Below are 11,818 nucleotides of genomic sequence, written 5' to 3' on the forward strand. Positions count from 1 at the left end.
GCATTGCAAATAAGCTCCATGCGGCCGATATCACCAGTGGCTGATTTCAACGCGGCATCGCTTTCTTCCTCCCGGCGTTGCCGCGTCGGCCGTTCCCTCTGGAAGGTTTTGACTTTTGTCGGACCTCTACTTTAGCCGGGCTTCGAGCCCGGCTTTTTTCTTTTTCAGGGGCTGAGAACCCGCTCAGCGGGCGTGGGATTGCTCCACTTCCTCTTTAAGTGCGCGGCGCAGAACCTTGCCCACGTTGGTCTTCGGCAGGGTTTCCCGGAACTCGATCCGGCGCGGCACCTTGTAGCCGGTCAGGTTCTCGCGGCAGAACTGGCGCAGCTCCTCGACGGTGAGAGCCTGATCCCTCCGGACCACATAGGCCACCACCGCCTCGCCCGAATGCTCATCCGGCAGGCCGATGACAGCAGCTTCCATCACACCTGGATGTTTGACGATCACGTCTTCCACTTCGTTCGGGTAGACGTTGAATCCGGAGACGAGGACCATGTCCTTCATCCTGTCCACGATCTTGACCTGACCGTCGGGCAGGATCACCGCCACGTCGCCGGTGCGGAACCAGCCGTCCGCAGTCATGACCTTCGCGGTCTCGTCAGGCCGCTGCCAGTAGCCCGCCATGACCTGCGGTCCCTTCACGCAAAGCTCCCCCCGCTCACCCGGGGAAAGGATCGTGCCGTCGCTGGAACGCACGGAGACGTCCGTCGACGGCAGCGGATAGCCGATGGTGCCGGTGAACTCCTCGATGTCGAGCCGGTTGGCACAGACCACGGGCGACGTCTCGGAGAGGCCATAGCCCTCGACGATGGGCTGCCCGGTCACTCCCTTCCACTTCCTCGCCACGACCTCCTGGGTCGCCATGCCGCCGGACACGGCGAAGACCATCTGCGAAAAGTCGACCTTCTCAATGCCGGGGGCATTGGCCAGCGCATTGTAGAGCGTGTTGAGGCCGGACATGAGCGTGATCCGGCTCTTCTGCAGCGTCTTGACGAAGCCCGGGATGTCCCGCGGATTGGCGATCAGCAGCTGGCACCCGCCGATTCTCGTCATCAGCATGGCGCAGACGGTAAGGGCGAAGATGTGATAGAGCGGCAGGGCCGTGACCATCACATGATCCTCGCGATCGCCGAAGAACGGCAGCATCCAGGCTTCGCACTGGAGCACGTTGGCCACCACGTTGCGGTGGAGCAGGGTCGCGCCTTTGGCAATGCCCGTCGTGCCGCCCGTATATTGCAGGAAGGCGATATCGTCTCGCGATACGGTCACGGCCTGCGGCGCGCGCTTGGCGCCCTCGGCCATGGCAGCCTTGAAGGCAACGGCCTGCGGCAGGTCGAAGGGTTTGACCGCCTTCTTCACATGGCGGGAGACCAGATTGACGATGGCCCCCTTGAGGCCGAGGAGATCGCCGGGCGTGACGAGAACCACGCGGTCCAGGGTGAGATCCGGCAGCGATTCCTCGACCGTCGCGGCGAAGTTTTCGAGCACGAACAGGAAGCGGGCGCCGGAATCCTTGAGCTGGTAGGTCAGTTCCCTGGGGGTGTAGAGCGGGTTGACGTTGACCACCGTGCCTCCGGCCAGAAGCACCCCGAACAGGATGGCCGGAAAGGCCATCACGTTCGGCAGCATGATCGCCACGCGATCGCCCTTCTTCAGCCCCTGCCCTTGAAGCCAGGACGCCACCGCATCGGCCTCGCGCCCCAGGGCGGCATAGGTCATCCGCTTGCCGAAACTCTCGACGGCGGGCCGGTTCGGATAATCCGCGACGGCCTTGCGGAAGATGTCGTTGAGGGTGCCGATACTGGCTTCATTGATCGTCTTGGGAACCTGCGCGGGATAGGACCTGAGCCAAGGGCGGTCTGCGGTGAGATCCGAAGCGTCTGCCGTGGCAGACGCCGGGGTCGTGGCGTTCATCATTGTCTCCGCTTCGCGGCGAGTCTGCTTCATGGGAGATGGCGTCTCCAACAAAGCTTAACTTGGCGTGGACGAGCCCATTTGTCGATGGAAATAGTTTAGACCTGAACGATCGTCTAAAGATCGTTCAGGCCCGAGACCGATCAGTGGGCCTTGTTCAGGACCATTTCGGCCGGACGGCCGCTCAGTTCCGCCATGTGATCGAACCGGGTGGAGAAGGTCCCGACACCGGCCGTCGCCGAGCGCAGTTCGACGATGAGGTCGCCGATCTCCGATTCCGGAATGGTGGCGCTGAGCACCTGCCAGCCGGCCCAGCTGGGCCGCTCGTCATAGCCCAGGATCTGCCCGCGCCGTCCAGTGACGAGGGCCGTCGCCTTGGAGAGGGCCTCGGACGGGATCGTGATCTCGACCGACAGCACCGGCTCCAGCAGAACGGGCTTCGCCTTCGGAAGCGCCTCCGACAAGGCGAGCCTGGCGGCCGCCTGAAAGGCGGCGTCCGAGGAATCCACCGTGTGGTAGGAGCCGTCCGTCAGCGACACCGCAAGGTCGACGACCGGGTAGCCGAGGGGGCCGCATTTGAGCGCATCCCGGACGCCGGTCTCGACGGACGGGATGTACTGGCGCGGCACCACGCCGCCGGTGATATGGTCCTGGAACGCGAAACCCTCCCCGCGCGGCAGCGGCTTGATCTCGATCATCACGTCGCCGAACTGGCCGTGCCCGCCGGTCTGCTTGCGATGCCGTCCGCGGGCCGAAGCCGGCAGCTTGATCGTCTCGCAATAGGCCACCTTGGGCTTGGCCGTCTCGACGCCGACCTGGAAGCGCGAGGCCAGCTTTTCCACGGCCACCCGCAGATGCATCTCACCCTGGCCATGGAGCCGGATCTCGCCCATCTCGGGCCGGGTTTCGACCGCAAGGGACGGGTCCTCCTCCGTGATCTTGGCGAGCGCGCTCGAGAGGCGCACGTCGTCCTTGCGGTCCTTCACCTTGAGGGCCATCACATAAACAGGCTCGGGCGGCGTAGGCGACGCGATGGCATCGGGCCTTGCCTTGCCGGTGGCGAAGCTGTCGCCCGTGGCGATCCCCTCCAGCCGGCCGAAGCCGACCGTATCGCCGGCCACCGCTTCCGCCTTGCGGTTCATGGTGCTGCCCACGAGCGTGACGAGGCTGCCGATCCGCGCCTCCGCTCCGCGCGAGCCGACCACCGTGTCGCCCTCATGGAAGGTGCCGCGCATGACGCGGGCGATGGTGAGCTTGCCGCCCTGGCCCATGTGCAGAGTCTTCACGGCCTGGGCCAGAGGCGCGCCCTCCTCGGCAATGCCGAGGCGCGCGCGCGTGTTCGCCAACGTCGGCGCCTCGTGGCGCAGGGCCTTGAGAAGCCGCGTGATGCCGTTGCCGCGCTCGGCCGAGCCGATCAGGGCGGGCACCACATGGCGCTCCCTCAGCTCCTTCGACAGATCGTCGAAGATCTGGTCGCGCGGCGGCTCGATTTCCGAGATCAGCTCTTCCATGAGCGAATCGTCGTAATCGGCGAGGCGCTCGAGCATGGCGAAGCGCGCTTCCTTCTCCCGCGGCAGTTCGCCCTCGGGCAGGTCCACGATCTCGCTCGGCGCATGCTCGCGATAGATGAAGGCGCGTTCCAGGGCGAGATCGATGAAGCCGACGGCGATGCCATCCTTCCAGAGCGGAATCTGGCGCAGGAGCAGCGGCGTGCGCGAGGCCTGCTGCAGCAGCGCCAGCGTCTCGCGAACGCGCTGATTGGCCGTGTCGATCTTGTTGATGAAGAGGAAGCGCGGAATATCCGCTTCTTCAAGGTCCCGCAGGATGATTTCAAGGGCCGGGATCTTACGCTCGTCCGCCTCGCAGACGACGATAGCCGCGTCGCAGATCGGCGTGACGTTGCGCATCTCGTGCAGGAATTCCGTCGAGCCGGGGCAATCCACGAAGGTGATGCTCTCGCCGAGGAAATCGACTGTCGCCACGTTGGGCTCGATGCTCATGGCGTGCGCGCGGGCCTCCGCGCTCGCATCGCCGACGCTGTCCCGGTTGGACACGCGACCTGCCCGCGAGATCGCTCCGGTCCGCTCCAGGATTGCCTCGAGGAGCGTGGTCTTGCCGCTCTGAAACGGGCCGACGATAGCGATGCATCGCGGGCCCGAAGCTAATCTGCCGTTGGGTGCCATAGGACGTCATCCTCCCAGCCCCCACTTCCCAATGCGCTCTTCACGGACGCGTTATCGTGAATGCTCTGCCTCTGATGGTGAGTTGGCAAGAGGCTTTTGCGAGGGGTGCCGCAAGCAGAAGCGGCCGAGCTTGCGCCCGGCTGTGCTGTACAACCGCGCAGGATACACGCGACGTCATCACCGGCCTTGTGCCGGTGATCTCGATGAAGAGAAGCGCAGCGCTTCACAAAATCGGGATGGCCGGCACAAGGCCGGCCATGACACGGCGTGTGTGACTCCGTCCGGTGATGACGGGGAGACGGGGGTGAAACCCTCTGCCCTACCGCGCCCGGCGCAGCTCGAAATCGGCGACCCCGAGGGCGAAGTTGAAGCCGGTCTGGCCGCTCACGGAGACGGGCTGGAGCGAGATGCTCCGGTTCGAGCCGCCGACCAGGACATTGGCTCCGACGCCGGCGCCGGCCGTCGCCTCGGCGCCGCCGCCCACATAGCTGCCCGCGAGAGAGCCCGGCGCCACGCTGCCCCTGGAGTACACGGCCCATGTGAGGATGCCGCCCCGCGTCGCCCCGATATCGAGCCCAAACCGGCGGATCGAGCCCACATAGCGCTCGTTCGGGCCGCGCCGGGGGTTGAACGTGCACAGGGTGGTCCTCTGCGACGTGACGATGAGACCGATCCCGCCCGACACGCTGCAGGACAGGACGCCGGCCCGTCCGCGGTTCTGCGCCTGGGCCTCCGTGGCACCGAGAGCAGCGAGACAGGCGAGAGCGGCAACGGGGAGCGCGGCACGACGCATGGTGATCTCCTAAGCTTGAGCAAGCTTAGCGATTAACGGCGCAACGGCGGCCGCGTTCCCTGCAGGACTGGAGATCCTGAATCAGGGAAGCGGCGTCCTGACGGTCCGACGTCACCCGGGTCTGTCCCTAAGCCTGTCCCGCACCCGCCTTCGTCATACCCTCCCCCGTGATACCCTCCCCCGTCATGGCCGGCCCTGTGCCGGCCATCCTGATTAATTGGAGCCCTGCGCTTCCCTTCATCGGGATCACCGGGACAAGCCCGGTGATGACGTTCGAAGGCGTGGGCGCGTCGCTTCAATCCATCAGGATCACTGGCTCTGCCCCTCCCCCGTCATGGCCGGGCCTGTTCCGGCCATCCCGATCGGAAAGGCGCTACGCTTCTTGGATCGGGATCACGGGCACAGGCCGGTGGTGACGTCGTGGGTGCGCGGGGCTCCTTCACGGGCTCTCGCCGACGCTTCCATCCTGCTCCTCCACAGAGAGAAGCCGGCGCAATGCTTCGATGAGCCGGCCTCTGATGTGCGGCGGCACGCGATGCACGCGCACAGCCCGAACCCTCCATTCAGAGAGTAGCCCAAGGGAAGAATTGCTTGTTTAAGCAATGTTATTCGCGTGGCTGGGGGGCTGCGTTTTTTATCGATTGTGAGGCCGCCATGTTCCTGTCCGTGCAGTCCGCCTTCAAGCCGACGAGCGACGATGTCCAGACCCGGATCTCGACCGCGGCCGATGGCATGGAGGGGCTGGGCGACAGCAATGAAGCCCAGTTCAGCCCGGACGGGCGCTTTGTGGTGTTCGAAAGCGATGCCAACAATTTGGTCGCCGGCGACAACAACGGGCAACGCGACATCTTTCTGAAGGACTTGAGCACAGGCGCGATCATACGCCTCTCCACCACGGCAGGCGGAGCACAGGCAGATTCCAATAGCTTAAACGTCCAGTTCAGCCCAGACGGGGGCTTCGTGGTGTTCACCAGCTACGCCACCAACCTGATCACCGGCGACACCAACAATGCAACCGACATCTTCCTCAAGGATCTGACCACCGGAGCCGTCACCCGCCTCTCCACCACGGCAAACGGAACACAGGCCAACGGCAACAGCTCTGATGCTCAGCTCAGCCAGGACGGACACCTCATGGTGTTCAGCAGCACCGCTGCCAATCTGGGCGGCAGCGGCAGTTTTTTTCCCAACATATTCCTGAAAGACCTGACCACGGGGGCGGTCACTCTTGTCACAAGCGCCGCAGACGGAACCCAGGCAAACGGCCTCAACTCCGACGCTCGGTTCAGCCCGGACGGGCACTCTGCAGTGTTCGAAAGCAGCGCCAATAACTTGGTTACTGGGGACGCCAACAATCAAATCGACATCTTCCTGAAAGACCTGACCACGGGTGCCGTCACTCTTGTTACAAACACCGCGGACGGAACACAGGGAAACGGGCGCAGCTATGACGCTCGGTTCAGCGCAGACGGGCACTTCGTGGTGTTCACGAGCGAGGCCTCCAACCTGGTCGCCGACGACACCAACGGCGTCTCCGATGTTTTCCTCAAGGACCTGACCACCGGCGCGATCACCCGCCTCTCCACCGCAGCCAACGGAGCCCAGACAGACTTCGACAGCTATACGCCTCTGTTCAGCCCGGATGGGCGCTCTGTCGTGTTCGAAAGCGACGCCACCAACCTGGTCGCCGGCGACGGCAACAACCGAACCGACCTCTTCCTCGTCAACCTGTTCTACAAGGCCAATGCAGCCGCCATCCTCGAGGGTCGCTTCATCGAGACGACGCTCGGCGTCGGCAGCGCCTCGAGAGTCAATATCGCCTGGGGCGACGGCACCAGCACCACGGAGACACCCGTCGCCGGCAAGGTCAGCCTGCACCACGCCTATGCCAGCACCGGGGCCAAGGATGCCGTCGTCACCCTGATCGAAGGCGCGTTGACCTGGAATGTGGCGCATACTCTCGATCTCGCCAGCGGCACCATAGTGCGCAACACAGGCATCGCCGACACGCTGTCTGGCGGCGCGGGCAGCGACACCCTCACCGGCGACGCGTTCAGCAACATCCTCAACGGCAACGCCGGCAACGACCGGCTCGACGGTGGATTCGGTGCAGACGTCATGAACGGTGGTGCCGGCGACGACACCTATGTCACGGATGGCGCGGACATGATCGTCGAGGCGGCCGGCGGTGGCATCGACACGGTTGTGACCGGCCTCAGCTTCTCGCTGGCCGCGCTGACTGAGGTGGAGAACCTCACGGCCGCAGACGGCAGCACCGGCGTTATGCTCACGGGTAATGCTCTCGCCAATATGCTTACCGGCAACGCCGGCGCGAACCGACTCGATGGCGGAGCCGGTGCGGACGTGATGAACGGCGGCAGCGGCGACGACACCTATGTCACGAATGGATCGGACACGATCGTCGAGGCGGCCGGCGGCGGCATCGACACGATCATGACCGGCCTCAGCTTCTCGCTGGCCGCGCTGACTGAGGTGGAGAACCTCACGGCCGCAGACGGCACGGCCCGCCTGGCGCTCACGGGCAATGGCTTGGCCAATGCCCTCACCGGCAATGCAGGCGTCAACAGGCTCTCCGGTGGGGCCGGCAACGACCGGCTGACAGGTGGGCTCGGCCAGGACAGCCTCGCCGGCGGCGCGGGACGGGACGTGTTCGTCTTCGACGACCGGGACACGAGCGCATCCAAGAGCAAAGCGGATTACATCCTCGACTTCTCGCGCCGGCAGAGCGACAGGATCGACCTGAGCGCCATCGATGCCAATACGAGGAAGCGGGGCGACCAGAAGTTCTCGTTCATCGGCGACGAGAAAAGCTTCAGCAAGGCGGGCGAGATGCGCTTCGAGAAGACGAAGAGCACCACCTATATCTACCTCAACACGGACAACGACCGCTCCGCCGAGGCCGTGATCAAGATCAAGGGCGCGCTCGACCTTCAGAAGGGCTGGTTCGTGCTGTAGGAGACTGGCCAGGAACGAGCCCGCCCCAGCTCACACCCTCCCCGTCATGGCCGGCCTCGTGCCGGCCATCCCGACCATGGGAAGCGCGGCGCTTTTCCTCATCGAGATCACCGGCACGAGGCCGGTGATGACGGTGGAGTTGAATTGACGGTCGGTCCTTCACGAGCAAGGGATCGAGGGCCTTCCCCTCTCCCGTCCTGGAGAGAAGCCGGTCACCCGTCCTGGTGCTCGCCGCGCCGGACGATGCGCATGGCCGTGATGGTCACGGGGCCGGCGCGCAGGAGGTTCATGGCCGAGACGATCATCTCGGCCAGACGTTCCGGGCTGACAGTGTCGCCCGCGATGTCGAGGAGGAAGTCCTTCGCCTCCACGCAGCCGCCATTGGTGAAGTCGACGCGGGCGTCGAACTTCACGCGATGCGTGGAGGCGGGGTTCGCCCGGTAGGGCTCTGCCGCAGGATCCGGATGGAAGGTCCGCGGCAGGCTTGTCTGCACGGTGCGCTCCTCGAAGACAATCTCGTCAGTCACTGCCCTCATCCTGAGGAAGTCACGAAGTGACTGTCTCGAAGGAGGATCCAGTGAACGCTGGAGTCGCCCTCGTCCTTCGAGACACCGCCTCCGGCGGTCCTCAGGATGAGGGCTTGAGGGGCAAGCACAATTTTGAGCCGCCCCTCATCCAATGCTCTAGCGCAAAGACCCGCAGAAGCGCTGGATGCGGTTGCAGGCGTCTTCCAGCGCCGCGTTGGACGTGGCGTAGGAGATGCGGAAGTTCGGGCCGAGGCCGAAGGACGAGCCGTGCACGGCGGCGACGCCTTCCGCTTCCAGCAGCTCGGACACGAAGTCCTCGTCGGTCGCCAGCACCTTGCCCGAGGGAGCCGTCTTGCCGATGGCCTCCGCGCAGGACGGATAGACGTAGAACGCACCTTCCGGCATCGGGCACTTCAGGTACTTCGACTGGTTGAGCATGGAGACCACGAGATCGCGGCGCTCCTCGAAAGCCTTCCTGAAGACCTTCAGGTGATCCTGCGGACCGTCGAGAGCCTCGACCGCCGCCCATTGCGAGATCGCGCTCGTGCCCGAGGTCTGCTGGCCCTGCACGAAGTCCATGGCCTTGATGAGATGCTCAGGCCCGCCCGCGTAGCCGATGCGCCAGCCGGTCATGGCATAGGCCTTCGACACGCCGTTCATGGTGAGCGTGCGCTCGTAGAGGTTCGGCTCGACCTGCGCCGGCGTCACGAACTCGAAATCGCCGTAGGTCAGGTGCTCGTACATGTCGTCGGTGAGCACCCACACGTGCGGATGGCGCATCAGCACGTCGGTGATGGCCTTCATCTCGGCGCGGGAATAAGCGGCGCCCGTCGGGTTCGACGGCGAGTTGAGGATGATCCACTTGGTCTTCGGCGTGATGGCGCGCTCGAGCGGCTCCGGCTGGAGCTTGAAGTCGTGCTCCATGGTGCAGTCGACGAAGACGGGCTTGCCGCCGCACAGCACCACCATCTCGGGGTAGGAGACCCAGTACGGCGCCGGGATGATGACCTCGTCGCCCGGGTTGAGCGTCGCGAGCAGCGCGTTGTAGATCACGTGCTTGCCGCCGGTGGACACGATGGTCTGCGAGGGCTTGTAGTCGAGGCCGTTCTCGCGCTTGAACTTGCGGGCGATGGCCTCGCGCAGGGGCACGATGCCGGAGACCGGCGTGTACTTGGTCTCGCCGCGGCGGATCGCGGCGATGGCCGCTTCCTTGATGTTGTCGGGCGTGTCGAAATCCGGCTCGCCGACGGAGAGGCTGATCACGTCCCGCCCTTGAGCTTTCAGATCCCGCGCTTTCTGCGTGATGACGATGGTTGCAGACGGCTTGATGCGGGAAAGGGCGTCAGACAAAAAGCCCATGGGAATCCTCCGATCGGGGCGTTAGATAAGGACCGTGACGGCGGCGGACCCTAATGCGGCCAAGCCGCCCAAGCAAGCAAAACAGCCCCTCCAGAACGGGGTTTTTCAGGAGACGCCTTTTCCGATGACCACATCCGTCACCCGCCGCCTCGCGCTCGGACTCGTTGCCGGCGCGGCCCTCTTCGCCACCGCGGCCGCCGCCCAGGATTATCCCAACCGCATCATCAAGATGGTGGTGCCTTACCCGGCCGGCGGGCCGACCGACGTGATCGCCCGCATCGTGGCGGAGGAGATGGGCAAGTCTCTCGGCCAGAACGTGCTCGTCGAGAACCTGGCCGGCGCCTCGGGCGCGGTCGGCACCCGCGCGGTCGCCAAGGCGGATCCCGACGGCTACACGATCGTGTTCGGCAACAACCAGACGCACGGGAACAACATGTTCCTGCTCAAGGAGCCGGGCTACGACGCGGTGAAGGATTTCGCCCCGCTCGCCGGCGCCGGCGCCTTCGAGCATGTGTTCGTGGTCAAGAACGACCTGCCCGCCAAGACGATCCCCGAGCTGATCGAGCTCGCCAAGAAGGACCCCGGCAAGCTGAATTACGGCTCGACCGGCGTCGGCTCCGGCTCGCATCTGGCGACCGAGCTGTTCATGGCCCGCACCGGCATCAAGATGACCCACGTGCCCTTCCGGGGCGCCGCGCCCCTGGTGACGGAGCTCATGGCGGGCCGCATCGACGTGTCGAACTCGACCCTGCCGAGCGTGCTCTCCCAGTTCCAGGCCGGCCAGATGCGCGCCATCGGCATCGCGAGCCCCCAGCGCAACCCGCAGGCCCCGGACGTGCCGACCCTGCGCGAGCAGGGAATCACCAATGCGGACGCGGAATCCTGGGCCGCCTTCTTCGCACCGGTGAATACGCCGAAGCCCGTTCTCGACAAGCTGTCGGGCACGATCATCGCGATCCTGAACCGGCCCGACGTGAAGGAGCGCATCACCAAGCTCGGTTTCACCCTGAACGTGCGCGACCCCGAGGCGTTCAAGCCCTATCTCGCCAAGGAGATCCAGACCTGGGCCGAGATCATCAAGGACGCCGGCATCAAGGCCGAGTGATTTTACCTCACCACACCGTCATGGCCGGGCTCGTCCCGGCCATCCCGATGATGTGAAGCGCCGCGCTTTTCTTCATCGAGATCACCGGCGCAAGGCCGGTGATGACGTAACGAGGGTCGTCGAACCCACTGGAGGAAAGTCCATGCAGTTCCACCAAGGCCGGCTGATCGACCACATTCACCTGCGCGTCTCCGACCTCGAGGCGAGCCGGCGCTTCTACCGCGCCGTCCTGAAGGCGCTCGGGCGTGAATTCTCCTCGGAGAGCCCGAAGCACTTCTCATGCGACGAACTGTGGGTGGATCAGGCGGACGGGCCGGTCACACGGGTCCACCTCGCCTTCCAGGCGCGGGACCGGGAGGCCGTCCACGCCTTCCATGCGGCGGCCCTCAGCTCGGGCGGCCGTGACAATGGGGGGCCTGGAGAACGGTCCTATCACCCAGGCTATTATGCCGCCTTTGCGTTCGATCCGGACGGCCACAATGTCGAGGCGGTCCACCATGGGCCGGCGAAGCGCTCTGCGGAATCCGTCGTCGTCAGCCCCAAAACTGAGCTTTAGCCTGCCACAATGGTTAATGATTAGTTAACGCCGATACTTAGCCGAGAATCCGGATGCGGCACTTTCGGATGAGGCGGGAACTTTCTTGAATCGCACAAGTTTTTCTCCCGCAGCTTCCTTTCGGCTGCTGGGAATGGACCAATGAAAACTTTCCGACCAAGAAACGTCTGCCACGTTTCGTCCCGTGTCCACCGCCTCGATCCGCGCCAGGAAAGCCGCTGCTCGCTGGCCCTGGTCATGCTGCTGGGCCTTGCAACCCTCTCCGTCATGGCCACGACCCAGACACTCTCGGCTGAGGATACGAAGACTATCCACGTCTATTCCCTTCGATAACGCGCGAGTGAACGGCGGCATGGTTGACCGCCTGTCGCAGGCGTCTAGCTCTCCGGCATCGGAACGACGGAG

The 11,818-nt window shown here is 64.7% G+C and carries 9 protein-coding genes; 4 read left to right on the forward strand and 5 right to left on the reverse strand.

Annotation, left to right across the window (positions count from 1 at the left end):
• Positions 1-183: 183 nt before the first annotated feature.
• The 3 genes from ACD578_RS14730 to ACD578_RS14740 all read right to left on the reverse strand — a co-directional run bounded on the left by ACD578_RS14730 (position 184) and on the right by ACD578_RS14740 (position 4,890).
• Positions 184-1,914 carry an AMP-binding protein gene (locus ACD578_RS14730; protein WP_404293875.1) on the reverse strand — a complete coding sequence of 577 codons (1,731 nt, stop codon included), beginning with the start codon at positions 1,912-1,914 and terminating at the stop codon, positions 184-186.
• A gap of 143 nt (positions 1,915-2,057) precedes the next feature.
• Complete coding sequence (locus ACD578_RS14735; RefSeq protein ID WP_404286108.1) at positions 2,058-4,097, reverse strand: elongation factor G; 2,040 nt, start codon at positions 4,095-4,097, stop codon at positions 2,058-2,060.
• 319 nt (positions 4,098-4,416) lie between these two features.
• Positions 4,417-4,890: a DUF992 domain-containing protein gene (locus ACD578_RS14740; protein WP_404286110.1), complete on the reverse strand. Its 474-nt coding sequence runs from the start codon at positions 4,888-4,890 to the stop codon at positions 4,417-4,419.
• 654 nt (positions 4,891-5,544) lie between these two features.
• Here ACD578_RS14740 and ACD578_RS14745 point away from each other — a divergent pair.
• Positions 5,545-7,866 (forward strand): hypothetical protein, encoded by a 2,322-nt coding sequence (locus ACD578_RS14745; RefSeq protein WP_404286112.1) that lies wholly within the window; start codon positions 5,545-5,547, stop codon positions 7,864-7,866.
• Between the two features lie 212 nt (positions 7,867-8,078).
• Here ACD578_RS14745 and ACD578_RS14750 read toward each other — a convergent pair whose 3' ends face one another.
• Positions 8,079-8,393 carry a hypothetical protein gene (locus tag ACD578_RS14750; protein WP_404286114.1) on the reverse strand — a complete coding sequence of 105 codons (315 nt, stop codon included), beginning with the start codon at positions 8,391-8,393 and terminating at the stop codon, positions 8,079-8,081.
• A gap of 156 nt (positions 8,394-8,549) precedes the next feature.
• On the reverse strand, positions 8,550-9,752 hold the full coding sequence (locus tag ACD578_RS14755; protein WP_404286116.1) for a pyridoxal phosphate-dependent aminotransferase: 1,203 nt from the start codon (positions 9,750-9,752) through the stop codon (positions 8,550-8,552).
• Positions 9,753-9,876: 124 nt separating this feature from the next.
• Here ACD578_RS14755 and ACD578_RS14760 point away from each other — a divergent pair, with 124 nt between their 5' ends.
• From ACD578_RS14760 to ACD578_RS14770, 3 genes are all read left to right on the forward strand, one after another.
• Entirely contained in the window at positions 9,877-10,857 is a 981-nt protein-coding gene (locus tag ACD578_RS14760) for a tripartite tricarboxylate transporter substrate binding protein (protein WP_152710561.1), read from the forward strand.
• Between the two features lie 142 nt (positions 10,858-10,999).
• Positions 11,000-11,413, forward strand: a complete 414-nt coding sequence (locus ACD578_RS14765; RefSeq protein WP_404286118.1) for a VOC family protein — start codon at positions 11,000-11,002, stop codon at positions 11,411-11,413.
• Between the two features lie 141 nt (positions 11,414-11,554).
• Complete coding sequence (locus ACD578_RS14770; protein WP_152710557.1) at positions 11,555-11,746, forward strand: hypothetical protein; 192 nt, start codon at positions 11,555-11,557, stop codon at positions 11,744-11,746.
• Positions 11,747-11,818: the final 72 nt, after the last annotated feature.

The organism is Microvirga sp. RSM25, assembly GCF_044784385.1.
GTDB classification, from domain to species: Bacteria; Pseudomonadota; Alphaproteobacteria; order Rhizobiales; family Beijerinckiaceae; genus Microvirga; species Microvirga tunisiensis.

What these genes read in the sequence shown, in the direction of transcription:
- ACD578_RS14730 (WP_404293875.1), bottom strand. Translation starts at nt 1,914, where the DNA reads ATGAACGCCACGACCCCGGCGTCTGCCACGGCAGACGCTTCGGATCTC.
- ACD578_RS14735 (WP_404286108.1), bottom strand. Translation starts at nt 4,097, where the DNA reads ATGGCACCCAACGGCAGATTAGCTTCGGGCCCGCGATGCATCGCTATC.
- ACD578_RS14740 (WP_404286110.1), bottom strand. Translation starts at nt 4,890, where the DNA reads ATGCGTCGTGCCGCGCTCCCCGTTGCCGCTCTCGCCTGTCTCGCTGCT.
- ACD578_RS14745 (WP_404286112.1), top strand. Translation starts at nt 5,545, where the DNA reads ATGTTCCTGTCCGTGCAGTCCGCCTTCAAGCCGACGAGCGACGATGTC.
- ACD578_RS14755 (WP_404286116.1), bottom strand. Translation starts at nt 9,752, where the DNA reads ATGGGCTTTTTGTCTGACGCCCTTTCCCGCATCAAGCCGTCTGCAACC.
- ACD578_RS14760 (WP_152710561.1), top strand. Translation starts at nt 9,877, where the DNA reads ATGACCACATCCGTCACCCGCCGCCTCGCGCTCGGACTCGTTGCCGGC.
- ACD578_RS14765 (WP_404286118.1), top strand. Translation starts at nt 11,000, where the DNA reads ATGCAGTTCCACCAAGGCCGGCTGATCGACCACATTCACCTGCGCGTC.
- ACD578_RS14770 (WP_152710557.1), top strand. Translation starts at nt 11,555, where the DNA reads ATGAAAACTTTCCGACCAAGAAACGTCTGCCACGTTTCGTCCCGTGTC.